A 23,843-nucleotide genomic window follows, 5' to 3' on the forward strand; every position below is an offset into this window, starting at 1 on the left:
CCCTCATACCCCCTCCGCCTCGGCAAGTTGCCGCTGAAGCCAGGCGTTGAAGTCCATGCCCTTCGGCGGGCGGGCGACGCGCACCTCGAGGCCGCGGGCGGCATGTTCAGCGACGGCTTTCGCCACCAGCGTCTCGGGATGGACGCGGCGCAAGGCGCCCGCCTCGGCGACGGTGTAGGCGCGCATCGCCTCGTCCATGTCGACCGCGAGGATGACGGCATGGGCGCCCTCCGGCAGCGCCGCGCCGAGATTGCCGAGCGACAGCGCCGCCCAGCAGGTGAGGCCGGACGCGACCGTCACCGACAGCGCCGTTTCGATCCCCTCCGCCACCACCAGCACGCCATCCGGCGGCACCGGCCCGAGCCGGACGTGGCCGCCAAAGGTCGCGCCGCGCATCCGCTTGGCCGGCTTGACGGCCGCCTTGACCACGCCCGTCGCGGTCTCGTTCAAGTACGTGAGATGGATGCCAAGTGGCGCCCGGGTGACGCCGTCCTGCACCAGGGCGCACATTGCCGGATGCCAGGTGCGGGTTTCAGCGTGGTGGCAGCACGCCAGCTCGCGCACCGTGGGCGGCACCGGCATATCGATGCCCCGGCCGGCGAGATAGCGCGCGACCATTGTCCCGGCCGGCGCGGCGCCGCGCCAGACGCCGACGGCGCCGTCCGCCGCCGCCTGCCGGGCGAGCGCATCAGCCCGTTCTTCGGCCTCTCGCCGCTCGGCGGCCCGCGCCGCGGCCAGCCGGCGCTGTTCGCGCCGGATGGCGGCATCGGGGCTGTCGTCGCGCTCGTTGCCGAGGCCCAGGAAGTCGCGCGCCTCGGCGAACGCGGCCGCGCGGTCGCGCGCGCCACGACCCAAAGCGACCGACAACAGGTCGATGACGTCGCCCGATTCCCCGCTGGAATAGCGCACCCATCCGCCCTTCTTCGGGCCGGCAAGGTGCAGCTCGAAAGAGCCCAGGTCCGATTTCGACGGCGCCAGATAGGCCTTGCGGCCGCTCTTGCCCTTTTTCCAACCCGGAAAATAGCGGTCGAGCAGCGTCGTCAGGCTGTCGAGCAGCCGGCCCTTGATCTCTGAGGCCTCGACCCGCATCAGCGTTGCCGGGGGCTGACAAGGGTGTTGCTCACGCGCCCGCGCGCGCCGCCGAAGAACGCGGCGGCGGCTGCCTTCGCCGCCGCTTTGGCCGCCTTGCGCTGCGCGGGCGACAGGTAAACGACGGCGCGATGGCACGCGCACCAGCTTTCCAGCTCCCGCGCCACCGGCGCCGCGCAGAACAGGCCGCCGGCCAGCTGGTAGCGGCATTCGTCGGCTTCCAGATCCAGCAACGGCTTTGCGGTCGCCGGCGCCACCGGCATCGCGATGGCAGGCGCACCGGTCACGAGCGCGGCGGCGGCGGCCGTCTCCGGCCCTTCGCAGACGATCAGAACGGGATCGGCCGGAGCGCTCTCGATGGGCGCGCGCTCGACGGGCGGTTTCGCGCGCGGTGCGGGCTTCGGCGGCGGCGCGCCCTTCTTTGCCCGCGCCGCCGCCACCTTTTCGGCGACCGGCGCCGCCTCGCGTCGGCTGCGCGCCACCGTCTTCTCGTCGCCCAGATAGCGATAGATCAGCCCGACCACCACATTGGTCGTCGGCGCGCCCAGCTTCGCCGCGATCGCGACGCGCGTCTCGCCCTCGGCGAGCAGCGCGCGGATCGCCGCGACCCGCTGTTCCCGCGTCATCGCCGCCCAACTGTCCGCCCAGCCGGCCTTTTCCGCCGCGATCATTGCGCCGCTCCCGCTTCGATGCGCGCGAGCGCGTGGTCGATGCGGGCGACTGCCGCGATGGCGTCCGCGCAGGCCGCCCGCAGGCCGCCGTCCCGCACTTCGTCCGCTGAAATCCGGCCGTCGACCGCGAGCGCGCGGGCGATGCCGGCGAGCAGGTCGCTCGATTCCTGCGCGTGCGCCGCAAGCTTGGCGATCCAGTCCGGATCGGCCCCGGCGGCCGGCGGCGGCAGCGCCACCAGCACATGGCCCGTGAGCCGCGCCAGGGCGCGGGTGACGATGGGCCCGGCCTCCGCCTCAAGATCGGCGATCACGTCGATCGGGGCGAACACCTCCTCGTGCGCCGGCGACTGGTAGCGCCCGAGGGAGGAATGATCCACCCGGGTTTCCATCGCCGCGGCTTCCAGCCCGCCGCAGGCCTTGCCGAGCCGGCGGGTTTCGGTCTTGAGCCCTTCGTAAGCGCTCGCCGGCAGCTTTCGCCGTGTCATCTCCGCACCTCGAAATTTGTCCCATCATTCGCGATGACGGGCGGCCGCCCGACGAAGACAATGGCCGCGAACGGCACCGGATAGACCCGCACCAGCGGCGCCCCGGCGACGACGCCGCGCACGACGACGACGAGGCCGAACAGGATGGAAAGCACCGCCCCGAGCACGACCGCGCCGCAGGCGACCGCCAGCCAGGCCAGAACTGCGGTCATGGCGTTCCCCACAGGTCGGGCACTATCATTCCGCAGTGCTGGAAATGCCGGAGGAACGCCGAATGCCCCGCGGCCCACGAACCGCCGACGAGTTGCGGCAGATGCTCATAACCACCGGGCTGACCAACGCCTACAGGCGCTGCCTCGCGATGGCCTATGCCGGGAAGCCGCTCGATCCGGCCATCGTCGACGCCATCGAAACGGAGATCGTGACCGACATCGGCCGCACCCCGGTCGGCGAGTTCGACATCCCCGATGCCGAGGGTGTCCGCGACCGTGCCGTCGCCGCGCTCCAGAAGCAGTTCGGCGTGATCCGGCGCGATCTGCAGCACTGAGTGCAGGTAGGCGAGAAATTCGCTCATGGCGCCATCCCCGCGGAAAGGCCCCCGCCGGCGGAAGCCGCGCCGGCGGGAGAGTTGTCCGGCATCGCGACCGGATCGGGAGGAGCGAGGAAGGCGTCAGGCGTCACGGCGCCACCCGTGGCCTGCCGGATGCGCAACGCAACGTCGCGCGATGGCCAGCACGTCCCGGTGCACAGCGCCGTCACATAGGACGGCGAAACATCGATCAGCGCCGCGAACTCGCGGCGCTTGATCCGTTGCCTCTTCAGGTACTCGGCGAGCGCGTTCATGCCTCATGATGTCAGCCAAACTGAAAATTCAGTCAAGCTGAAATTTCAGTTTGGCGTTATGGAACACACGCGCGGAGCGTTCCATCATGCTGAAATGGCAGAGCAAAAGGTCAGGACCCGGTTCAAACGGACACGCCCGGTCTACATCCGGGAGTGGCGCAAATTTCGCGGCCTGACACAGCAGCAACTCGGCGATCGCCTCAATCACCCGGCATCGTGGGTATCGCAGATCGAGACGGGCAAGATCTTCTACACAGAGGACTCGCTCTCCGCGATCTCCGAGGCCCTAAGCTGCACGCCCGCAGACCTGCTGATGCGCAATCCTCTGGATAAGAGCGCGCCGTGGTCCCTTGCCGATACAATTCGTGATATGCCCGCCGACAAGCGCGAGCATATCATGGCGATTGTCGAAGCCATGCGGAAGGCCGGGTGACGCCGCCGCCGCCAACACGAGGTTGCGGATCATGTCATCCGGTCAGCCGATCATCCTTATCGGTTTCCTTGTGCTTCTATTGGCTGGGTTGATCGTCTATCCCGGGCCGTTCCTGATCGTCGTAGGGCTGATCTTCATCGTGGCCGGAGGTTACATCCTCAGCCACCCGGACATGTTCGGCTATGTCGTCGCCTCGATTTCCATCATCGGAGGCTTCGGCCTGATCGGGCTCGCGGCGGCAATTCGCAACCAGGCGCGGATCATCGTCCTTCTGCAAAATCTGCCCGCCCAGTCGCCCCCCGCGCCCCCGGCCACCTTGGCCGAGCCTCATTCAGGAAGCACCAGCAACCCGTCGGACGGCACCTCACGTCGCCGTGGTGACCGGTTCTAGCGCCAACTCTGTTCCCAATGCAGGTGGCAGTATAATGAAAACTCCATGGGCTCTGACAGCACTATGTGTGCTCGCTGCGGCTACAATTCTCCTTTGGTGGCTTTGGGGAAATGGCGTTCTTCCTACTCTCATTTTCAACAAAACAGGAGATAACGCGCAGGAAATGGGCGCGTGGGGCGATTTTTTCGGCCCAATCAGCGCCCTTTTCAGCGGCCTAAGCTTCGCTGGCGTCATTTTTACGCTATTTTACCAGATATCTTCTTTTAGAAAGCAAGAATACGCGAGTCATCGCGATCGATTTGAAGCGACTTTCTTTCAAATGATAGAATTACTGAATAAATCCCGGAATGAGATCACCATCGGCCCGCCGGTTTACCAATCGACTTTCAGGGGATACGAGGCAATATCTAACATCGTTCGTATAATTAAAGAGAGCGATTATATAAATAGCTTTTCATTCTATATGGAGGACGAAGATAGCTCTAAGCTGTTGCTATCGTTCGAATTTCGCTCAGATGTATTTGATGCATACCACACGATAATTGGTCCGTATTTCAGAATTATGTATAACATCCTGAGAATTATTTACAGTGACGATGTTTTACGGGAGCCTGACAAGATATTTTACGCGAATCTTTTTCGGGCGTCTCTCAACGCGGATGAACTGGCATTAACTGCCCTCAATGGACTGATGCCCGAGTCCGCAGACCTCTCGAAGTACATCCGTCATTTTCATCTACTGAAATATTACCCAACGGATACCGGCTTGGGGCAGACGATGAGGGAGAAGCGGATTTACCCTCCGGAGGCCTTCGCTGCGCGAGAGGACGGCAGCGAAACTCCCCGTGCTTGGTACCACTTCAATTTTTGCTGCCGTTGCAGAAGGAAGGGCTCGTGACTGGCGGGCGCTCCAATTCCGATTCGCGCGCCTGGTTTGTTATCTGCCTTCATTGTCAGTGTGACTGAAATTTTGGATTGACGTTAATTTCAGTTTGGCTGAATATCGCTCCATCGCCCACTGATGGAGGCCGTGCCGTGACCCTCGTCCCTTCCTTCGATCCGCGCCCGAGCAAGGTGCGCATCGCCGAGGCCCGCGTGGCCGGCGACGACGCCCTCACCGCCCTGATGACCGAGATCGCCGTCGACCGCGCCGCCATCGAAGGCGCCTGCACCCACGCCGACCTCTACCTCGCCGGCTTCACCCTGCCCGAGATCGCCCGCATCGCGCCCGTCGTCGGCAGCCGCGGCGAGCACGACGGCGACCACACCGACGCGCCGCCGCCCTTCGACGCTGCCGCCATCATCGCCCTGCCCAGGCCGGGCCAGAGCGAGGCGATGCCGAACTACATGCGCAACATCCTGCTCGGCGAACCGCTCTATCCCTCAATGGGTGACGGGCCGACCGCCCCGCCGCTCGGCGAACACGGTGCGGGCGATGTCGACAGCCTCGACGATGGCCTGACGGAAAACCTCGGTGGAAATGCCAGCCGGCGGACCGACGCTGTTCAGGCTGGCGATGGCGCCATCGATCGCCGCCTCTTCGATGGTGGAAAGACGGCTTTCGTCGAGGGGAACACCATCGAGCGACACCTCGACGACAGCCTTGTAGGCCGAGCCGATGATCACAGCCAGGAATTGGCCCGCCAGCCCCAGGGTTCGCGCATCCATCGCAAGTCCTCCGCAAAGGCCAGCAGCCTGAACCCACGCCCACGCCGCATCAAGGCCGCCTGAACCCGGCCCCTCGCCGGCCCTCTTTCTGCCGGCCCGCGCGGCCGGCAGCGACGGGACCGCCCGTTTGCGGCACATCCGAGAGACAGCCATGATCGACCATCAGCCGCCGCCGTCAGGCGGGCCGGAGACGTGCGCCGCCACGCCAGCCGCAAGTTCGGGCATCCATTTTATCCCCGATGAGCCGCCGGCCGCACGGCCGCTGACGGGGCTTGAGACCGCCGCGCTGCACGGCGCCATCGCCCGCTGGGCTTGCCTCATGCTCGGCGCCCCCGACATCACGGGCGTGCCGTCATGAGCGGCGAGACGACGTCGGGCGGCGCCGCTCCGGCCGAGGCATTCGAGGCGCGCCTAATGGCGCTGATCCGGGAGGAAACCGGGCGGCGCGGCGACGGCGGCAATTGGCTCGGCATAATCGAGGCCGTGAGCGGCTTGTCGACCTGCCTCGGTGTCCTCATTGGCCAGATGGTGCTGCGCGCGAACCACCCGGACCTTTCCGCCCGGGACCTCGCCCACCAGCTGGTCGACATCCAGGTCGAGAATATCCGCGGAACGGTCGACGACGCCCTCGCCGATTCCGGACCCGACACCAAAGGATCGCCGCAATGATCTGTCTCGCATCCCCCCTCCGCCGCGTCGCCCCCCGCGCGTCGGCCGCGCTGCCCGGTGCCCACCCCCCGCACCGGGCAGCGCGAACCCTTCCCGGCCTCGCGCTCGCCGCGCTGGTGCTTGCCGCCGCAGCCGGCGCGCCCGGCCCCGCCGCGGCGATCGACATGCTGCCGCTGCCGCGCCCGCTCGATTATCGCGTGGTCGATGGCGACACCATCGCCGTCGACGGCCGCCGCATCCGCATCCTCGACCTCGACGCGCCCGAAACGGCCTATGCGCGGTGCGAGGCCGAGCACGCCGCCGGCATCAAGGCGCGCGACGAGCTCGCCCGCCTGCTCGCCACCCACGCCTGGACGGTGGTGCCCGACGGCCGCGATCGCTACGGCCGCACCCTCGCCGTGATCGAGATCGAGACGGCCGAAGGGCCCGTGTCCGTGGCCAAGCCCATGGTCGCCGCCGGCGTCGCCGCGCCCTGGATCGGCAAGACGCGCGACTGGTGCGCCATCCTCGGAGGCGCGCGATGAGCGTCGTCAGCACCACACGCCCCGCCAGCGTCGACGAGATCGCGGCCGAAATGGACCGGCGCGGCGCGGTCATCGAGCGGCTTGAAGCCGAAATCGCCGCCCTGCGGGATGCGGACAAGGTGCGGGTAAGGGACCTTGCCCGCCACATCACGCGCGCCGACAGGGCCGAGGAGGCCCTCGTCGGGGCCGGGCTGGCCCATGCGATCACGACTGACGCGGCCGCCCAGCCTCTCGACCACGCAGCCGCAGCCGCCGCAATGCGCGCCGCTGTAAACGGCCGCGCTCTGGCGGTTATCGTGGCCAAGGCCGCCGCGGACATTCTCGCCGAAAGCATCGCGCTCTGCGCGCCCGATCTCGTCACCGCGTACGAGGATGCCGTGAAGGCCGGCCGGGATATGGCCGAGGGCATCGCCAGAAACTGGCATCAACTCGAACAGGCCCAGCGCCTCGCGGACGAGCCGGAGGGCCGGGCATGAAGCTGGAGCCGCACACCATCACCACGGCATCCGGCCGCGTCGTGAATCTGGTCGATCCCTCGAGCGATGAGATCGATTGGCACGATGTCGCCGCCCATCTCGCGCGGATACCCCGCTTCAACGGCGCCACCGACACCGACAGGCCGCCCTACAGCGTGGCCCAGCATTCGCTGTTCGTCGCCGAGCTTTCGGCATGGATCGCGGTGCACGAGCGCGGCGCGGCCCAAGTCGACCCCGACGACGCCTATGCCTACGGCCTGCTGCACGATTCGCCCGAGTACGCTTACGGCGACTGGATATCGCCGGCCAAGAGCGCGCTGCAGGAGATCGCCCGCCGGCTGGCCGGCCTCGACGGCATGTCGCTGATGCAGCGGACGCTGCGCATGCTCGACGACGGCCTCGCCCACGTCATCCACGCGGAAGCCGGGTTGCCGTGGCCGCCACCTCTCGCGGTCACCACGCTCGTCAAGCGGGCCGATCTCTCCGCGCTCGCGATCGAGCAGGCCACGCTGCGGCGCGGACCTTTCACCGCCGGCGATCTGTCCGCGGACGGTTTCCCGGAGCGGGCGCGGCCGTGGCCGCTTGAGCCGATGACCGAGGCCGAGGCTTACGAGGCGCTGCTCTATGCCTTTGCCGACATCGGAATCGAAACGGACGGGGTGCCGCGATGATCCCGAACATCGGCTCCACCCAGGCGCTGCGCGATTTCATCGACGATCTCGAGGCCAACGATGCCGAGCGCACGCGGCTGAAGGACCTCCGCAAGCACATCCATGAGCGGGCGGAGGCGATGGGTTTCGACGCCGCCGCGCTGGAGGGCGTCGTCAAGCTGCGGGCGATGGACCCCGTGGCCCGCGCCCGCGCCGTCGACCGCCGCGCGTTGATCGAGATCTACGCGGCGTCCGTCGGCTCGCTCGACGGCACGCCGCTCGGCGACGCCGCCCGCCAGCGGCTTTCGCGGCCGCAGCCGCAGCCGAAAGACCGCGACCGCCCCGGCGAGCCGCCACACCCCTTCGCCGGCGCCGCGCCGCCCGAGCCTTCCGAGGCCGACGCCGACACCCAAGCCGACGCCGACACCCAAGCCGATGCCGCGCCCGAGCGCCCGCCGGCGACCGTCGCCGACGCCCGCGACCAGGGCGCCGCTGCCGCGACGGCGGGACAATCGATCCTCGTCAATCCCTACATCGCCGGCGATCCCCGCCGCGCCGCCTGGGATGAAGGCTGGTGCGAAACCTCCGGCTCCGACGGGATGGAAATCCCCGCCGCCTGGAGACGGGCGGAAAAGAAGAAGCCCCCGGTCGACGCGAACGAGGGCGAAGCGGCCGACGACGAAGCCGGCAACGAGGACAGGGACAGCAGCGACGGCGACGGCGAAGACGACGACAACGACGAGGGAGATGAGCCGTGAGCCGATCCGTTTCCCACATGGAGCCCGTCACGATCGAACTCGCCGACCCCGTGGAAAAGCTGCGAGCCCGCATGGGGCAGCTCGCCGAAGTGCGCGCGCCCGGCGAAGCGGAAGAACCGATCCTCAGCCCGGAGGTTCGGGCCGCGGTCTTTTCGTGGCTCGCCGAGCTTTCGGCCGTCGACGAACTCAAGGCCGCAGGCCTGAAGCCGCGTTCGACGGCGTTGTTGTCCGGCCCGCCGGGTACCGGCAAGACGACGCTGGGGCACCACCTGGCCGCCCGCCTCGGCGTGCCGCTGGTGCTGGTTGGTGCCGAGAACCTGCTTCGGCCCTATCTCGGCGATGCCGAGCAGCAGATGCAGAAGCTTTTTGCCGCCATCCAGGGCGTCAAGGCCGTGGTGCTGCTCGACGAGATCGAAGCCATCGGCCGCTCGCGCGCGCTCGGCGGCCACAGCGGCGCATCCGAAGGCCGGATGTCGATGCTGACCGTGATGCTGCGCAAGATCGAAGCGTTCAACGGCATCCTGATCGGCGCCACCAACCAGCCCGGCATCCTCGACCCCGCGCTCTGGCGCCGGTTCCACCTGCAGCTCGTCGTCGACCTGCCGGGAGATGACGAGCGCTTTGCGATCATCAGGCGCTACGGCCTGCCGTTCGTGTTCCGCGACGAGGATATCGACATCCTGGTCGACGTCACCGACGGCGCCAGCCCCGCCCTGCTGCGCGGGCTGATGGAAGGCCTCAAGCGCGCGATCGTGCTCGGACCGCGCATGCGGTGGCGGACGAACGATCTGCCGTGGATCGCCGAGCGCATCACCGCCGCGCTCGCCCCGCCGCCCGAAATGCAGCCGCACCCGCCGCTTTGGGCCGACCCCACCACCCTCGACCGCCTCGCCGCGATCCACTGGCCGCCCACCCGCGCGCCGAAGGAGGACCCTTCATGACCGAGCCTCAGACTGACCACATCTTCGCGCACTCGCCAGATCACCTCGAGCGCACGCGGCAGCTGCTCGCCTCCGCCAATCCCGCCGTCGTCGGCGAGCAGATGGCGAACGCCTGCCACACCGCCGCGCTCGCGCTCAATGGGCCGCACATTCTTCGGATCGATCGCCGCGCGGTCCGTGCCGTGCTGCTGGAACGCAGCCGGCAGCGGGTGCGGTGGACGGACGGACACGACGACGAGCACACCGCCGCCGAATGGGCGACGCTGATCGCCTACTACGCCAGCGCGAACGCGCTCGGCGGCATCGCCAGCACCCGCCACGGTTTTATCCAGGCCGCCGCGGTGGCACTCGCCGCCATCCAGACCATCGACCGCGAGGTGGACCGCATGGCCGGCCTGCGCGCGGCGATGGCCGGCCCCGCCCAGGCCGAGGCGCCCCAGGAAGCCGCGCGACCCGCTCGCGATCCCCGCGCCGAGCCGCCGCCCGCCGACGAGGACACCACCCGGCGCGAGGGCCTGCGGGCCGAGATCGCCGTGGCCGAAGCCGAAAGCCGCCGCCGACTGGCCGACCAGCTCGCCGACATCCTCGCGCGCCACGCCGCCGCCGGCGCCCCGTTCATCATCGATTGCCGCGATCTCTGACGCGATCCCTCAGGAGCGAGTGACCATGAGCGACACCACGCAAGACGCGGCCGCCACCACCGCGCCGCTTTCCCTCACCGATTACATCCACGCCGAGGTGTTGCGTCGCACCTCCGACGAAGCCGTGCGCGCGCACATCGACAAGCGCATCGGCGAGGCGGTCACCCAGGCCATCGACCAGCAGATGCGGTCCTACGGCGACGTGCGCGAGCAGATCGAGAAGGCCGTCGGCCGCGCTCTGGCTCTGCCCGGCGAGATCGACGTGCCCAGCTATTCCGCCCAGGTGCTCGCGATGCTGCGCGCCAAGATGGATGAGATTCTGGTGGCGCTGATCAACGAGAGGCTGGCCGCCGAGATGGCGGATATCCTGAAGGTCGGCAAGCCAGAGATCACGCTCACCGAGATCATCGAGGAGATGCGCAAGCGCGCGCGGCGCGACGATGAGAGCCACAGCCACACGGGGATGACCTGCCACATCCGGACGTCGGATTACGGCTTCCAGTATGTCAGCCTCGACTCCAAACCCGACATCGAGGCGCGCCGCTGCACCGTGCAGTTCGGCGTCACCAATGAGTACAAGGTCTTTACCCTCAGCGTCGATCAGAAGGACGCAAAGCACACCATCGTGGCCGGCTATATGCCGAGCTACGTCAAGATGGTGTTCACGGCCTATGCCTGCGGATCGAAGATCATCATCGACGATACCGTCCCCGACATGTCCGTGTGGGACGAGTGACCATGGCGACACTCACCCCGGACGATCTGCGCACCCCGGCCGATATCGCGGCCGCCCTGGAGTTGCTGCGCATCCGCCTGCCGCTGCAGCTCTGTGACGACGCCGGCGTGGTGCTCGACGCCGACGGCAACGACGTGCTCGTCGTCGACGACACCGGCCTCCGGCAGGACGAGGAGGCGACCGCCCTTGCGGCCGTCGTCGCGGCCGCCATCAACGCCGCCGCCCTTACCCATCACATCGAGCAGCAACTCGAGACAACGAACAGCACGGTGTCGCCATGATCGATTCCCGCCTGAACGCGCCTTTCACCCTGGTGCCGATCGCGAGCCTCGCCTTCGGTCATGAGGCCGCCCCGCCGCTGAACGCCCGGCGGCACGACCGCGACGCCGAAATCGCGGCGCTGGCGGAATCCATCGTGCACCACGGCCTCATCCAGCCGCTCACGGTGACCGTGATCGACGGCCGCACCTATGTCGTCGACGGCAACCGGCGCCTCGCCGCGCTGCGGCGCCTGCAGGGCGAGCAAAGGCTCTATCAGGACGAGGCCGCGCCGTGCGTGCTGCAATCACAGCAGCTGGCCGGCGAGATTTCGCTCGCCGCCAACGTGATGCGGCTGCCGTTGCACCCGGCGGACCAGTACGAGGCCTTTCGCGCGCTGGCGGATGACGGGCAGTCCGAAGCCGACATCGCCGCCCGCTTCGGCCTCGACACCAGGGCGGTCCGCCGCACCCTCGCGCTCGGGCGCCTGCACCCGGTGGTGCTGGATGGATGGCGCGCGGGCAGGATCGATGCCGCGGAGGCCCAGCTTTTCACTTTGGCCCGCGATCAGGGCCATCAGGCGGAGGTGTACGGAAGGCTCGCCGGCAAAGACACCCTTGATCGCTACTATATCCGGCGGGAACTCGGCGTGCTTGATGACTGGGAAGTCAATCAGCAGATGGCATTCGTCGGTGCCGAAGCCTATCGCGCCGCCGGCGGGTACATTGCCGAGGACCTTTTCGGCGATCGGATCGTGATCCACGATCGCCCATTGCTGGCCCGGCTCGCCGAGGAGAAGCTCGGCGCCATCATCGTGTCGCTCGTCGAAGACGGCTGGTCGTGGGCGCATCACAAACGCGATGTGCCCGGCGCCATCTACCGATGGAAACAGATGGACGCCGCGCCCGCCGCGCCCACGCGCGCCGAGAAGACGCGCCTCAAGACGCTGCGGCAGCGCCTGAGCGAGATCGATGCCGCGAAGGCCGATTCCGGGCCCACCGAGGATATGGAGGCCGAAATTGCCGAGATCGAAGCCGCGATCGCCGGCATCGAGGCCGGGATCGAGGCGCGCGGATGGACGCCGGAGATCAAGGCGCGGTCGGGGTGCATCGTCGACCTGGATCACCAGGGCAAGATCTGCGTGAGATACGGCCTGGTGAAGCCGGAGGAATCCGCCGCGAATGCCGACGGCGCCGACGACGTCGCTGGCGAAGACGACGCACCGGCGACCACCGGGCGCCGGCTGTCCCGCACCCAAAGCCAGCGCGCCAGCGAGATCAGGACCACGGCCGCCGCCCAGGCGCTGGCCGACGACCCGCACCTTGCGCTCGCGGTCGCCGTCGCCGCCCTGCAGAGCTATCGCGCGCCCGCGCGGCTTTATGCCCAGGGCTGGCATGGCATCAGGATCGAGCGCGAGAGCACCGACTTCGCGACGTGCCTCGCCACCGCCATCGCCCTCGACCTTGACGGCCGCCTCGCCGCGCTCGCGCGCCTGGTGGCGGCATCGCTCGACCTGACCGACGCCGCCCGAGACAATGCCGGCAAGGGCGTGGCGCACCAGGATCTGGTTATCGATCTCCTCGACGGCGACGCCTACCGCGCCGCCATGGCGGGCGCGTTCGATCCTGTCCAGTGGTTCGGGCAGAATCCAGCCTCGGAATCGCGCCTGTGCATGGAGGAGGTTGCCGGCCGCGTCCACACGATCGACGGCAAGAAGGCCACGCTCGTCTCGGTCGCCGTCGTCGACGCCGCGAAGTCCGGATGGCTCCCGCCCGAACTCCGCTCGCGCCACTACCGCGCCCCTGACGCGGAGGAACAGCTGGAGGCCGCGGAGTGACAGACGCCGCCGTCATCACGCCACGCGCGCTTACCCGCGAGCAGGTGGCATCCTATCTCGGGCTGTCACCCTCGGCGGTCAGCGACTGGCAGGCCCGCGGCCTGATTCCCGGCCCGATCCCCGGGACCCGTCGATGGGATCGCGTTGCTATCGACCGGGCGATGGACCGAATCAGCGGGCTTTCAAACGGCGACGAAGCGGAGGATGATTTTTCCGCTTGGAGACGCGCCAACGGTCATTAGGTCGAACGATGCGGGTTCATCTGAAGGGAATTGCCAGTGCGTCCTTCAAGCTGGCCAACGGGCAGACGAAGAAACATTATTACGCTTGGCGCGGTGGCCCGGCCATCAAGGATGGAAGTGAATATCTCCAGCCGGGAGACCCGCGCTTCATTCCCGTCGCGATGGCCCTGATCGGACAGAAGCAGAAAAGCGCGTCGACGACCTTCCAGACCCTGATCGATCTCTATCTCGATTCGGACGAGTACCTCTCGTGTAGCGAACGTACGAGAACGGATTACAGGAATCTGATCTCGGCGCGGCCGGACAACATCGAAAAGAACTTCGGGAAAATGCCGCTTTCCGCCTTCACCGAGAAGAACCGGGCCACGACCCGCGGCATCTTCAAGGAGTGGCGGGACATGCTCGCGCGGCGATCGAGGCGACAGGCCGATTACGCGTGGGTGGTGCTGGCACGGATATGCTCGGTCGCCGTCGACCGCGGGAAAATACCGACGAACCCGTGCGAGAAGGGTGGCAGGCTCTACAGGGCGGACCGGTCAGAGCAGGTATGGACGGACGAGGATGAGCAGAAGTTCCTCGCCAGCGCGCCCGAGCACCTCCGCCTCGCTATCCTGCTGGCCATATGGACAGGGCAGCGGCAGGGCGACCTGCTGAAGCTCACCTGGACGGCCTATGATGGCCAGACGATCCGGTTCCGGCAGGGCAAGACGCGCGCGCGAATCACGATCCCGGTGGGCGCCCCGCTGAAGGCAGCGCTCGACACGGAGATAGCGAAAAGGCGCGGGACGCTGATTCTGCTAACGGCCGCAGGCACGCCATGGACACCGGATGGGTTCCGCGCGTCCTGGCGGAAGGCTGTCGCCAAGGCCGGAATCAGTGGCCTGACGTTCCATGATCTGAGAGGCACCGCGATCACGCGCCTCGCCGTCGCAGGCGGCACGGTTCCGGAGATCGCGGCCCTCACCGGGCACACCCTGAAGGACGTCGAATCGATCCTGGATGCCCACTATCTCAGTCGCGGATCGGGCCTCGCGGAGAGCGCGATCATCAAACTCGAAGCGCACGTGAAGGGCGCCGAAAAGACCAAGGAGTGAACAAATCTGCAAAGGGTTCTGCAAAGTGAGGATTCCGGTCCGCAATCGCGAACCGGAATTATCCTTACAAAACAAATGGCTGGGGGACCTGGATTCGAACCAAGACTAACGGAGTCAGAGTCCGCTGTTCTACCATTAAACTATCCCCCAAATGCCGGACCTCGTTCAAGGTGCCCGGCCTTCCCCACCCGGCTGAGGTCCGCTTCCGTCTTGCCGTCTCGCTGAGCGGGATGGCATCGGAGCATCGGACACTGGAGGCCGTGCGAGGCCGGCGGTTTGGGGCCGCCGACGGGGGTGGCTTATAGCGCGGGCTTTTGGCGCTGGCAACAGCCACAGCCTGTGGATTTCGTCCGGCGGCGGTGGAAATCTCTCAAGCCCGCGCGCGACCCGTCCATGTCCGCGACAGGCCCCGTTTCACGACGCCACGGCGATCTTCTGCTCGGGGCCAGCTGATTCGCGGACGCCGTAGATGCTCAGGAACATGTCCACGGCCGGCTCGACATAGGCACGGATTTCAGCCTCAGTCGGTACCTCGCCCACATTGAACAGCATCTGCTTTGCAAAGGTCGCTTGGGAAAGCGACAGGAACTGCGACGCGGCGAGATACGGATCCGGCACGTTGAGGCGGCCGCGCCGCGACTGTTCGGCAAAGAATTGCGCCACGCGCTCACGGCCGACTTCCGGTCCGGCCGCATAGGTCATGCGCCCGAGCTCCGGGAACGCGTTGGCCGCGCCGATCACCATACGCATGAACGCCACGTGGTCCGGCCGCGTCAGTTTGACAACGAGGCGGCTGGCGTGACGGATCAGCGTGCCCCGGACGTCCTCGACATCGGCATCGAGAATCGCGTTGCATTCCGGCAAGGTGGCGCGCAGTTCCTCAACAAGCGCTGCAAACAGCGCCTCCTTGTGCTCGAAATAGACATAGAGCGTCGGCTTGGACACGCCCGCCTCGACGGCGATGTCATTCATGCTCGCACGATCATAGCCGAGAGTGGTGAAGACCCGGCGAGCCGCATTCACGATGCGTCGTCGCTTTTCCTCCTGACCAACCCGGCGAGGCCGGCGCGCATCGGCGGAATCGTTCTCCGCGTGGCGCGAGGAAGTGGAAGTCTGCGTTATCGACGTCACGTGCTTCGTCCTGACCTGAATCCTGGCGTCCCTGCGGCGCGCGTCGCCACCCCGTTATCGTAGTGTCGCCGCGTGCTGCAATAAAGCAACACCTGCAAACGCAGCGCGTAGCCGCGTGCTCGCCTGCAGTGGCGACGGCTCCCGACGAGCGGCGCGCTCATGCCGGTCCGATCCAGAGGAGCGCGGACGCAACACATCCGCCCGGCTCAAGCCCGGCACGTTTTCACCGCGCTCGCTTGCATCGGACCGGCGAGAAGACTATAGCATTAAACTACACGGTTTAGTCAATTTCCGTATCGGATCGAGATCCCCGCGAATCCGCTCGGAATGACGGCGCGATGCCGCAAATGGACCAGCACCATGGATGACCTCAGGCCCAACGCTCAGCGTGGCGATACGACGACGCTTTCCGCCTCGGAGCGAGAGGCGACGCGTTCCTTCGCCCCTCCCGAGGAAACCGCCGCGCCGTCGCGGGTGACGGCCGGCGTCGCCCGCGCGCCCTCCCCGCCCGGCAACTCCCCGCAGGTTTCGCCCGCCCACACCGGTGCCGATGGCGCGGGGTTGCCGACCTCGATGGCGCCACCGGCGAAGCGGTCGCGGCGCAAGCCGGTGCTGCTGGTCGTGGCACTTGTGATCGTCGCCGGCGCCGGGTGGGTCGGCGAACGCTGGTGGACGTTCGGCCGCTTTCAGATCACGACCGACGATGCCTACGTCCAGGCGGACATCACCCGCGTCTCTGCCAAGGTCGCTGGCTATATCTCCGCGCTTCCCGTCGAGGAAAACCAGTCGGTGAAAAAGGGCGACATCATCGCCGAGATCGACAAGGACGACTATCAGGTCGCACTCGATTCCGCGAAGACCCGCGCCGACACGCTGCGGGCGACGGTGGCGCGAATCGGCACACAGATCGAAGCCCAGGAAGCCGAGATCGCGCAGGCGACGGCGCAGGTGACCTCCGCAGACGCGGAGAGCGTTCGCGCCGAGGCCGACTTCAAGCGCGCCAGCGCGCTGCTCGACACGCCGGCCGGCCTGCAGAAACAGGTCGACGAGGCGCGGGCCGGGCTCGACAAGGCGAAGGCCGCCGTAGCCGCCGCGAAGGCCGGCGTTGCCGCGGCAGAGGGCCAGCGGGACGTTCTGACCGCCCAGAAGGTGGAAGCCGAACGCCAGCTCGCCGAGCAACTCACCCAGGTGCACAAGGCCGAGCTCGACCTTGAAAACACCGACATCCGCGCCCCCGTCGATGGCGTGTTCGGAAATCGCGCGGTCAATATCGGCGCCTATGTGCAGCCGGGCGGGCGCATCGGCGCCCTCGTGCCCGATGACAGCTACTATGTCGAGGCCAACTACAAGGAAACCCAGCTCGCCCATATCAAGCCCGGCCTGCCGGTGACGATCTCGGTCGATGCTCTCGACGGCAACGCGGTGCACGGCACCGTGACCAGCATCGCGCCGGGATCCGGAGCGACCTTCAGCCTGCTGCCGCCGGAAAACGCCACAGGGAACTTCACCAAGATCACCCAGCGTATCCCGGTGCGCATCGACATCAGCCCGGCGGACCAGAAAAACCCGATCCTTCGCCCGGGTCTGTCCGTCGTGGTCGACATCGATATGCGCGGCTCAGCCGCTGCGCACTGATCAGCGCCGAGTCCGTCCGCCGGCATGACGCCGGCGGACTTACGCCATGGAAGCCGGGCATCCGACATGAGCACGGGCAGCAACGCCATTTCCCGCAAGCCGCAGGCGGGGGCCGGATCGGCCGCGCCCGCGGCAGATGCGGATCGCATCGATCCGCGCCGCCTGATCGCCTTCATGTCGATGGCGGTGGGCATGTTCATGGCGCTGCTCGACATCCAGGTCGTGTCGGCTTCACTTTCGGAGATCCAGGCGGGTCTCTCGGCTTCGACGGATGAGATGTCGTGGGTTCAGACCGCCTATCTCATCGCTGAAGTCGTGATGATCCCGCTGTCCGGCTATCTTGCCCAGGCGATATCGACGCGCTGGCTCTTTGCGATTTCCGCGGGCGGTTTCACCATCACCAGCCTGTTCTGCGGCCTATCCAGCGGCATCAACGAGATGATCTTCTGGCGCGCGCTGCAAGGCTTCCTGGGTGGCGCGATGATCCCGAGCGTGTTCTCGGCCGCCTATTCGATCTTCCCGCGTTCCAAGCAGGGCATCATTGCCCCGATCGTCGGCCTGATCGCGACGCTGGCGCCGACCATCGGGCCGACGGTCGGCGGATATCTGACCGAGTGGCAATCCTGGCACTGGCTGTTCTTCATCAACATCCTGCCCGGCATTTTCGTCACCGTCGCGGCGATCGCGCTGATCGACTTCGACGAGCCGGACTTGAGCCTGCTCGCCAAGTTCGACTGGTTCGGCCTCGCGGCGTTGGCGCTGTTCCTGTGCAGCCTCGAATATGTGCTGGAGGAAGGCGCCCGCAACGACTGGTTCGAGGATGAGTCGATTCGCATCTTCGCGGTCGCCACGGTGATCGGGGGAATCTTGTTCTTCTGGCGCGCGCTGACGCGGGACGTGCCGATCGTGAACATGAGCGCGTTCAAGGACCGGAATTTCGCGGTCGGCTGCCTGTTCACCTTCACCCTCGGGATCGGGCTCTACGGGCTGACCTATATCTACCCGCTGTTTCTCGGCCACGTGCGCGGCTACAACTCGCTGGAGATCGGGCAGACGATGTTCCTGTCCGGCGCCTGCATGTTCGTCACCGCGCCGATCGCGGGACGGCTGGCGCAGCGAGTCGACCCGCGAATCATGATGTCCGCCGGGTTCGTCGGCTTCGCCATCGGCTGTTGGATCATGACGAAGGTGACCGCTGACTGGGATTTCTGGGAGCTCGCCTGGCCCCAGGTGTTCCGTGGCGTTTCGCTGATGTTCTGCATGATTCCCATCAACAACGTCGCGCTTGGCACGCTCCCGCCGAACCGTCTGAAATCGGCCTCCGGCCTGTTCAACCTGATGCGCAATCTGGGCGGTGCCGTCGGCCTCGCCGCCATCAACACTTTCATCAACAATCGCTGGGATCTGCATATCGAACGCCTGCACGAGGCCCTCGATCAGAGCAACGCGGTCGCGAACGACTGGCTCGCGGACATGACGCAGCGCTTCTCGGATCAAGGGACCGAGGCGGCCACGATGGCGCTGCGCCAGCTCGCAACGGTCGCACGCGGCCAAGCTTACGTGATGGCGCTCGCCGACATCTTCGTGCTGCTGGCGGTCACGTTCATGCTGCTGATCCCCTTGGCGCCTTTGCTGCGTCGCCCCCGCGCCGGAGGTGGAGGCGGCGGCGCGCATTGACCGCGACCGCCGCGATAGCCCAAATTCGGGCCACGAGCCGCCGGCCGTTCCCGTCTGTCGCCGACCTGCAGCGCATGACCGCGCGGTGGCGGTGTGCGTTCGCATCGGACGTGGAGCGAACCGCGATGAGGACCATGCCACAACGATGATCTATGTCGACGCCGATGCCTGCCCGGTGAAGGATGAAGTTCTGCGCGTCGCCGCCCGCCGCGGCCTTAAAGTCGCGATGGTCGCGAATCGATGGTTCCGGCTGGAGAGCGACCCGCTCGTGGAGCGGGTGATCGTGCCTGAAGGCCCAGACGTGGCAGATGACTGGATCGCCGAGAGGGCGGTCTCCGGCGATGTGGTGATCACAGCCGATATTCCGCTTGCGGCGCGGGTGGTGTCCGCCGGGGCTCTCGCCCTCGGGCCCACGGGCCGTCTGTTCACGGCAGACAATATGGGGATGGCGCTCGCGGTGCGCGATCTCGGCACCCAGCTGCGCGAAGCCGATCCGCTGAGCCTTCAGACCGGAGGAGGACCACGCCCGTTCAGTCCTGCCGACCGCTCCCGCTTTCTGCAGGCGCTGGAGAGCGCGGTCCGCCGCGCCGAACGCCTGGCTTCAAGTTCCCAGTGAACGCCTCGCGACGTGTCACCCCATCATTCCGATGATGTAGATGATCGCGAACGCGATGACGACCAGCGTGATGCCAATGCCGAGAACGTAACGAACCCTCTGGCCCGTCACGCCCTGGCGCGATTCCACCGGCGCCTTCACCGGCGCGGCATCGTGTGTGGGCGGCCGCCGATCCGGCTCTGCCATGGTTGCCTCCGCAGTCTTGAACCTGAGAGGACAACACGGGCATGACGGGAGGGTTCCCGTTTGCGCGCGGCCGGCCGCTCAGGAGCGCGCCACGGCATGCCACGGGAGGCTCAATCGAGCACGGCGTGTTCCGCGGATGCGGGCTGGCCTGCAGCCTTGGGCCGACGCAGCAGCAACAGCAGCAGGGCCGTCGGCAGGCAGATCCAGAGCATGAACTTGAAGTCATCCACATAGGCGATGATAGACGCTTGGGTGGTGACCATCTCGTTCAGAGCCGACAGACCGGTGGTGGTGTTAAGCGGCATTGCCTGCGCCCACTCCCCGCTCGTGAGCGAGCGATTGAAGGGCGTGACATAATTCACGAGGTCGGAATGCATGACCTGCGTGTTGCGGGACAGCAGGAAGGACGTGACGGAGATACCGATCGCGCTGCCGACATTGCGCACCAGGCTCAGCAATGCCGCGGCCTCGGTGCGCAGGGACGAATCGAGCGTCGCGAAGGCGACGACCTGCAACGGAATGAACACAAAGCCGAGCCCCAGGCCCTGGATGATGCTGATGATGGAAAGCTCCATCGCGCTGACGTCCGGCGTCCAGCCGGTCATGGCGTACATCGAGTAGGCGATCAGGCCGATGCCGAACAGCATCAGCAGCCGCGGATCCATCCGCGACGCAAGCCGGCCCGCAATCATCATCGCCGCCATGGTGCCGACGCCCCGCGGCGCCATCAGCAAGCCGGCCGTCTCGACCGGGTAGCCGCCAAGCCGCTGCAGGTAGGGCGCGAGCAGCGCCGAACTCGCCAGCAGCACCATGCCGATGGCGAACATCAACAGGAGGCCGCCGACGACGTTGCGGTCGCGGAACACACGCGGATTGATGAACGGCTTTTCCGCGGTCGCCATGTGGACCACGAACAGGTAAAGGCCAAGCCCGGCCAGCACCGTCTCGACGATGATTTCCCGCGATGAGAACCAGTCGATCTGTTCACCGCGATCCAGCATCATCTGCAGCGCCCCGATGCCGAGGCTGAGGCAGGCGAAGCCCGTCCAGTCGAACCGAAGGCCGGGATTCTTCTCGTCTGCCGGCATGAACGCCATCAGGCCGAGCGTCGCGAGAAGGCCGAACGGCAGATTGACGTAGAACACCCAGCGCCAGTTGTAGACCTCTGTCAGGTAGCCGCCGAGGGTGGGGCCCAGAATCGGCCCGACCATCACGCCCATACCCCAGATCGCCATCGCCGAGCCCCGCTGCTCGGGCGGGTAGATATCGAGCATGGTTGCCTGGGAGAGCGGCACCAGGGCGGCGCCGAACACACCCTGAAGCAGGCGGAACGCCACCATCTCCACCAGCGACTGCGCGATGCCGCACAGCATCGAGGCGACGGTGAAGCCGATCAGGCAGACGATGAAGAAATTCTTTCGGCCGAACCGGGTCGACAGCCAGCCCACCGGGCCGGTCATGATCGCCGCCGCGACGATATAGGACGTCAGCACCCAGGTGATCTGGTCCGCCGTCGCCGACATCGAGCCCTGCATATAAGGCAGCGCAACATTGGCGATCGTCGAATCGAGGGCCTGCATGAGGGTCGCGACCATCGCGCAAACGGTGATGATCGCCCGGTTCGGAACGCGGTCGGAGCCCGCGACCGCCGCGGATGTCGATGCGCTCATGGCGCCACTCCTTCCGCCGCCAGCGGCGAGGCTCCGTAAGCCCCGGGCCGATGGCAGCAATGCCGGTCAATGGGCCGTCGTCTTCGCCGTTTCGGGCGCCGCCGCCGCGGAGGGCCGTGCCGCGGCCGAGGGCAGGAAGCCGCTCCAGAGATCGGAAAGATGGCGGGTGTGACCGGTGTCGATCTCAGCGACCACGCTCATGCCCGCCCGCAGCGGCGGCGCATCGGCAGGTTGTCGCACGGCGATACGCACAGGGATGCGCTGCACGACCTTCACCCAGTTGCCGCTCGCGTTCTGGGCCGGCAGGACGGAGAACTCCGCGCCGCTCGCTGGGCTGATGCTGGAAACCCGTCCCTGCCAGACCAGGCCGGGATAGGTGTCGACGGAGACCTCCGCCGGATCGCCTTCCTTGACGTCCGTCAGGTCGGTCTCCTTGGCATTCGCCTCGATCCAGACATTGTCGCTCGAAACGAGGGCGAACGCCGGCGAATCGGCGGCCAGATACTGGCCCGGCTGGAGGCTGTCGACCTCGGTGACAGTGCCCGTGAACGGCGCGCGCACCACGGTGTGGTCGAGCTGGCGCTGGAATTCATCCACCTGAGCCTGCGCCTTGAGATAGGCCGGGGCCTTCTCCGGCGGCAGGGAAGGATCGCCCTTCAGCCGCGCCAGCATCACCTTCGCGACCCGCCGGAGCGATTCGAGCTTCTTCTGATCCGTCTCAAGGCTGTAGCGGGCCTGATCGAAGGCAGACTTCGAAACCGAATCACTCTTCACCAGTGTCTGCAGCCGCTCGAACTGCGCCTGGTCCAGATCCACCATCGCCTCCTGCGCGGCGACGTCGCTCAACATGCGCTGATAATCGGCCTCCATCGACATCACGTCGAGCGCAGCGGAATCCCGATCGGCCTGCGCACCGGCGAGCGCGTACTGGAACGGCTTGGGGTCGAGACGGAACAACACGTCCCCGGCCTCGACGTGCTCGCCTTCCTTGACGTTGATCGCCTGCACGATGCCAGAGACATCGGTCGCCACCAGCAGCTTGTCGGCATGGACATAGGCATCGTCGACCGAGACATAGCGACCGCCATTGACCCAGAACCAGCCGGCTCCGACGATGACGACGGCGACGCCACCGAGCATCAGCAGACGGCGCATGCCGCCGCGCCGCTTCCGCGCGGGCGCCGCCGCTGCGGCCGGGGGTGGCGCGGCAGCGGTGGCTGCAGCCACAGGCGGCGGGGCCGCCTCGCGGCGCGGCGCCGGCGTCACCGGCTTTTCGGGCGACGCATCGAGAACGACCTCGTCGGCATCGGTATTCGCGTGATTCAACATGTGCCGAGTCTCCTTCGGTGCGTCGCGCGCAGGCAGGACCCGTAGCGGCACCGAGGCCGCGCACCGCATGACCGCGCGCAGGCCACCTGAAAACATCTGAGCATATAATATGGGCTACTTATTAATTCAAAGGCATTCGATTGCATGGCCGCGCCGCAGAGACGCGCGCGTTCCGCATGGCCCCCATCCACCGGACCACCCGGGCGGGCCGACAGGCGGGCTTCCCGGTCAGAGGCGACGGCCGCATGTCGGCTGATACTTGACTTTATGAGGCGCCTTGGTCATTTTCCGCGCACATCCGAACATCCTCGGCCCGGGAATGCGGAGATGTCTGCCTTGCGGCAGCGCCTCCTCTTTGGTTGCGAGGAATACTCGGCAAACGGATTCGGGCCGAGGGGCGACTGCCCTGCCCGCTATCGACCAAGGAATTCCGGCTATGGCCAAAGCCACGACCATCAAGATCAAGCTGCTGTCGACCGCCGACACCGGCTATTTCTACGTGACCAAGAAGAACTCCCGCACCATGACCGACAAGCTGGTGCAGCGGAAGTACGATCCGGTTGCGAAGAAGCACGTCGAATTCCGCGAAGCCAAGATCAAGTGATCTACGCACGCCGCCCGCCACGATAGCGGGATAGGCGTGCAACGGCATCGCTCCCGGCGACGGAACAGATCGAGAGAAGCGCGCGTGGTCCTGCCCGCGCGCTTTTCTGCGTTGGAGCGGGGCGCCAACGTGTGAGCCGGCCTCAGATCTCACCCCACCTCGCGTTCCTCTCTACAGGCCGCGGGATGGTGACGATGTCAGGCCGCTTCATCCTTCAGGAAGGAGCGGATGGTCTCCAGGAACTTCGCGATCGAGATCGGCTTGGAAAGATAGGCCTCGCAGCCGCCCTGTCGGATGCGCTCCTCGTCGCCCTTCATGGCGAAGGCCGTGACGGCGATCACCGGGATCGACTTCAGATCCGGGTCCGCCTTGATGCTCTTCGTGACGTCCAGGCCGGAGATCTCCGGCAACTGGATATCCATGACAATCAGGTCCGGCCGGCGGGCGCGCACGATTTCCAGGGCCTCGCGGCCATGGCGGCTTTGAAGCGTGGCATAGCCGTGCGCCTCCAGCAGGTCGTGAAAGAGCTTCATATTGAGCTCGTTATCTTCCACGATCAAAACGGTCTTGGTCATTGCCGGTCTCCGCT

32 protein-coding genes and 1 tRNA gene are annotated in these 23,843 nt (G+C 66.7%); 22 read left to right on the plus strand and 11 right to left on the minus strand.

Going from position 1 to position 23,843, the window contains the following annotated elements:
- Window positions 1-3 precede the first annotated feature (3 nt).
- Genes BUF17_RS23445 through BUF17_RS12360 form a run of 4 tightly spaced genes read right to left on the minus strand, consistent with a single transcriptional unit; the run spans window position 4 to window position 2,457 of the window.
- Window positions 4-1,089, minus strand: a complete 1,086-nt coding sequence (locus tag BUF17_RS23445; protein WP_073629027.1) for a DUF7146 domain-containing protein — start codon at window positions 1,087-1,089, stop codon at window positions 4-6.
- Window positions 1,089-1,760 carry a GcrA family cell cycle regulator gene (locus tag BUF17_RS23245; protein WP_073629029.1) on the minus strand — a complete coding sequence of 224 codons (672 nt, stop codon included), beginning with the start codon at window positions 1,758-1,760 and terminating at the stop codon, window positions 1,089-1,091. Before BUF17_RS23245 ends, BUF17_RS23445 begins: the two co-directional genes overlap by 1 nt.
- The gene (locus tag BUF17_RS22580; RefSeq protein ID WP_073629031.1) at window positions 1,757-2,245 is read right to left on the minus strand and encodes a hypothetical protein; all 489 of its coding nucleotides are present in this window, start codon (window positions 2,243-2,245) and stop codon (window positions 1,757-1,759) included. The genes BUF17_RS23245 and BUF17_RS22580 overlap by 4 nt, the downstream gene beginning before the upstream one ends.
- Window positions 2,242-2,457: a hypothetical protein gene (locus BUF17_RS12360; protein ID WP_073629033.1), complete on the minus strand. Its 216-nt coding sequence runs from the start codon at window positions 2,455-2,457 to the stop codon at window positions 2,242-2,244. Before BUF17_RS12360 ends, BUF17_RS22580 begins: the two co-directional genes overlap by 4 nt.
- A 101-nt stretch (window positions 2,458-2,558) precedes the next feature.
- Here BUF17_RS12360 and BUF17_RS12365 point away from each other — a divergent pair, with 101 nt between their 5' ends.
- Window positions 2,559-2,792 (plus strand): hypothetical protein, encoded by a 234-nt coding sequence (locus tag BUF17_RS12365; protein WP_139282515.1) that lies wholly within the window; start codon window positions 2,559-2,561, stop codon window positions 2,790-2,792.
- Window positions 2,793-2,815: 23 nt separating this feature from the next.
- On the opposite strand, the gene BUF17_RS12370 is transcribed toward BUF17_RS12365, so the two are convergent.
- Window positions 2,816-3,088 carry a helix-turn-helix domain-containing protein gene (locus tag BUF17_RS12370; RefSeq protein WP_073629037.1) on the minus strand — a complete coding sequence of 91 codons (273 nt, stop codon included), beginning with the start codon at window positions 3,086-3,088 and terminating at the stop codon, window positions 2,816-2,818.
- Between BUF17_RS12370 and BUF17_RS12375 the strand changes: the two genes are divergently transcribed.
- From BUF17_RS12375 to BUF17_RS12455, 17 genes are all read left to right on the plus strand, one after another.
- Window positions 3,087-3,521 (plus strand): helix-turn-helix domain-containing protein, encoded by a 435-nt coding sequence (locus BUF17_RS12375; RefSeq protein ID WP_084564561.1) that lies wholly within the window; start codon window positions 3,087-3,089, stop codon window positions 3,519-3,521. The two genes, BUF17_RS12370 and BUF17_RS12375, sit on opposite strands and share 2 nt — an antisense overlap.
- A gap of 31 nt (window positions 3,522-3,552) precedes the next feature.
- Window positions 3,553-3,912: a hypothetical protein gene (locus BUF17_RS12380; protein WP_073629041.1), complete on the plus strand. Its 360-nt coding sequence runs from the start codon at window positions 3,553-3,555 to the stop codon at window positions 3,910-3,912.
- 34 nt (window positions 3,913-3,946) lie between these two features.
- Window positions 3,947-4,810, plus strand: coding sequence for a putative phage abortive infection protein (locus BUF17_RS12385; RefSeq protein WP_084564563.1), 864 nt, complete (start codon window positions 3,947-3,949; stop codon window positions 4,808-4,810).
- Window positions 4,811-4,947: 137 nt separating this feature from the next.
- On the plus strand, window positions 4,948-5,643 hold the full coding sequence (locus tag BUF17_RS12390) for a hypothetical protein (protein ID WP_073629045.1): 696 nt from the start codon (window positions 4,948-4,950) through the stop codon (window positions 5,641-5,643).
- A gap of 88 nt (window positions 5,644-5,731) precedes the next feature.
- Window positions 5,732-5,938 carry a hypothetical protein gene (locus tag BUF17_RS12395; protein ID WP_073629047.1) on the plus strand — a complete coding sequence of 69 codons (207 nt, stop codon included), beginning with the start codon at window positions 5,732-5,734 and terminating at the stop codon, window positions 5,936-5,938.
- On the plus strand, window positions 5,935-6,249 hold the full coding sequence (locus tag BUF17_RS12400) for a hypothetical protein (protein ID WP_073629049.1): 315 nt from the start codon (window positions 5,935-5,937) through the stop codon (window positions 6,247-6,249). Before BUF17_RS12395 ends, BUF17_RS12400 begins: the two co-directional genes overlap by 4 nt.
- Complete coding sequence (locus tag BUF17_RS12405; RefSeq protein WP_084564565.1) at window positions 6,246-6,773, plus strand: thermonuclease family protein; 528 nt, start codon at window positions 6,246-6,248, stop codon at window positions 6,771-6,773. The genes BUF17_RS12400 and BUF17_RS12405 overlap by 4 nt, the downstream gene beginning before the upstream one ends.
- Window positions 6,770-7,249: a hypothetical protein gene (locus BUF17_RS12410; protein WP_073629051.1), complete on the plus strand. Its 480-nt coding sequence runs from the start codon at window positions 6,770-6,772 to the stop codon at window positions 7,247-7,249. The genes BUF17_RS12405 and BUF17_RS12410 overlap by 4 nt, the downstream gene beginning before the upstream one ends.
- Window positions 7,246-7,920, plus strand: a complete 675-nt coding sequence (locus tag BUF17_RS12415) for a YfbR-like 5'-deoxynucleotidase (protein ID WP_073629053.1) — start codon at window positions 7,246-7,248, stop codon at window positions 7,918-7,920. Before BUF17_RS12410 ends, BUF17_RS12415 begins: the two co-directional genes overlap by 4 nt.
- On the plus strand, window positions 7,917-8,657 hold the full coding sequence (locus BUF17_RS12420) for a GapR family DNA-binding domain-containing protein (protein WP_073629055.1): 741 nt from the start codon (window positions 7,917-7,919) through the stop codon (window positions 8,655-8,657). Before BUF17_RS12415 ends, BUF17_RS12420 begins: the two co-directional genes overlap by 4 nt.
- Complete coding sequence (locus BUF17_RS12425) at window positions 8,654-9,598, plus strand: ATP-binding protein (RefSeq protein ID WP_139282516.1); 945 nt, start codon at window positions 8,654-8,656, stop codon at window positions 9,596-9,598. Before BUF17_RS12420 ends, BUF17_RS12425 begins: the two co-directional genes overlap by 4 nt.
- Complete coding sequence (locus BUF17_RS12430; protein ID WP_073629059.1) at window positions 9,595-10,239, plus strand: hypothetical protein; 645 nt, start codon at window positions 9,595-9,597, stop codon at window positions 10,237-10,239. The genes BUF17_RS12425 and BUF17_RS12430 overlap by 4 nt, the downstream gene beginning before the upstream one ends.
- A gap of 25 nt (window positions 10,240-10,264) precedes the next feature.
- Window positions 10,265-10,975, plus strand: coding sequence for a hypothetical protein (locus BUF17_RS12435; RefSeq protein WP_073629061.1), 711 nt, complete (start codon window positions 10,265-10,267; stop codon window positions 10,973-10,975).
- A gap of 2 nt (window positions 10,976-10,977) precedes the next feature.
- Entirely contained in the window at window positions 10,978-11,256 is a 279-nt protein-coding gene (locus BUF17_RS12440; protein WP_073629063.1) for a hypothetical protein, read from the plus strand.
- On the plus strand, window positions 11,253-13,070 hold the full coding sequence (locus BUF17_RS12445; RefSeq protein WP_073629065.1) for a ParB/RepB/Spo0J family partition protein: 1,818 nt from the start codon (window positions 11,253-11,255) through the stop codon (window positions 13,068-13,070). The genes BUF17_RS12440 and BUF17_RS12445 overlap by 4 nt, the downstream gene beginning before the upstream one ends.
- Entirely contained in the window at window positions 13,067-13,312 is a 246-nt protein-coding gene (locus BUF17_RS12450) for a helix-turn-helix transcriptional regulator (protein ID WP_073629067.1), read from the plus strand. The genes BUF17_RS12445 and BUF17_RS12450 overlap by 4 nt, the downstream gene beginning before the upstream one ends.
- Before the next feature lie 8 nt (window positions 13,313-13,320).
- The gene (locus tag BUF17_RS12455; RefSeq protein WP_073629069.1) at window positions 13,321-14,406 is read left to right on the plus strand and encodes a tyrosine-type recombinase/integrase; all 1,086 of its coding nucleotides are present in this window, start codon (window positions 13,321-13,323) and stop codon (window positions 14,404-14,406) included.
- A 76-nt stretch (window positions 14,407-14,482) separates the two neighbouring features.
- On the opposite strand, the gene BUF17_RS12460 is transcribed toward BUF17_RS12455, so the two are convergent.
- Together BUF17_RS12460 and BUF17_RS12465 are read right to left on the minus strand one after the other, a co-directional pair.
- Window positions 14,483-14,556: transfer RNA gene (locus BUF17_RS12460), tRNA-Gln, on the minus strand.
- 264 nt (window positions 14,557-14,820) lie between these two features.
- Entirely contained in the window at window positions 14,821-15,537 is a 717-nt protein-coding gene (locus BUF17_RS12465; RefSeq protein WP_084564567.1) for a TetR/AcrR family transcriptional regulator, read from the minus strand.
- 360 nt (window positions 15,538-15,897) lie between these two features.
- On the opposite strand from BUF17_RS12465, the gene BUF17_RS12470 reads away from it, so the two are divergent.
- The 3 genes from BUF17_RS12470 to BUF17_RS12480 all read left to right on the plus strand — a co-directional run bounded on the left by BUF17_RS12470 (window position 15,898) and on the right by BUF17_RS12480 (window position 19,465).
- Window positions 15,898-17,172, plus strand: a complete 1,275-nt coding sequence (locus BUF17_RS12470) for an HlyD family secretion protein (protein WP_073629071.1) — start codon at window positions 15,898-15,900, stop codon at window positions 17,170-17,172.
- A gap of 66 nt (window positions 17,173-17,238) precedes the next feature.
- The gene (locus BUF17_RS12475) at window positions 17,239-18,849 is read left to right on the plus strand and encodes a DHA2 family efflux MFS transporter permease subunit (RefSeq protein WP_073629073.1); all 1,611 of its coding nucleotides are present in this window, start codon (window positions 17,239-17,241) and stop codon (window positions 18,847-18,849) included.
- Window positions 18,850-18,994: 145 nt separating this feature from the next.
- Complete coding sequence (locus tag BUF17_RS12480) at window positions 18,995-19,465, plus strand: YaiI/YqxD family protein (protein WP_073629075.1); 471 nt, start codon at window positions 18,995-18,997, stop codon at window positions 19,463-19,465.
- A gap of 15 nt (window positions 19,466-19,480) precedes the next feature.
- Here BUF17_RS12480 and BUF17_RS22940 read toward each other — a convergent pair whose 3' ends face one another.
- From BUF17_RS22940 to BUF17_RS12490, 3 genes are all read right to left on the minus strand, one after another.
- Window positions 19,481-19,651: a hypothetical protein gene (locus BUF17_RS22940; RefSeq protein WP_175563687.1), complete on the minus strand. Its 171-nt coding sequence runs from the start codon at window positions 19,649-19,651 to the stop codon at window positions 19,481-19,483.
- 110 nt (window positions 19,652-19,761) lie between these two features.
- The gene (locus tag BUF17_RS12485) at window positions 19,762-21,321 is read right to left on the minus strand and encodes a DHA2 family efflux MFS transporter permease subunit (protein ID WP_073629077.1); all 1,560 of its coding nucleotides are present in this window, start codon (window positions 21,319-21,321) and stop codon (window positions 19,762-19,764) included.
- 66 nt (window positions 21,322-21,387) lie between these two features.
- Window positions 21,388-22,650: an HlyD family secretion protein gene (locus tag BUF17_RS12490; protein WP_073629079.1), complete on the minus strand. Its 1,263-nt coding sequence runs from the start codon at window positions 22,648-22,650 to the stop codon at window positions 21,388-21,390.
- A gap of 436 nt (window positions 22,651-23,086) precedes the next feature.
- On the opposite strand from BUF17_RS12490, the gene rpmG reads away from it, so the two are divergent.
- Complete coding sequence (gene rpmG, locus BUF17_RS12495; protein WP_073629081.1) at window positions 23,087-23,254, plus strand: 50S ribosomal protein L33; 168 nt, start codon at window positions 23,087-23,089, stop codon at window positions 23,252-23,254.
- A 197-nt stretch (window positions 23,255-23,451) separates the two neighbouring features.
- On the opposite strand, the gene BUF17_RS12500 is transcribed toward rpmG, so the two are convergent.
- Window positions 23,452-23,829 carry a response regulator gene (locus BUF17_RS12500; RefSeq protein ID WP_073629083.1) on the minus strand — a complete coding sequence of 126 codons (378 nt, stop codon included), beginning with the start codon at window positions 23,827-23,829 and terminating at the stop codon, window positions 23,452-23,454.
- Window positions 23,830-23,843: the final 14 nt, after the last annotated feature.

It is taken from the genome of Pseudoxanthobacter soli DSM 19599, assembly GCF_900148505.1.
GTDB lineage: Bacteria > Pseudomonadota > Alphaproteobacteria > Rhizobiales > Segnochrobactraceae > Pseudoxanthobacter > Pseudoxanthobacter soli.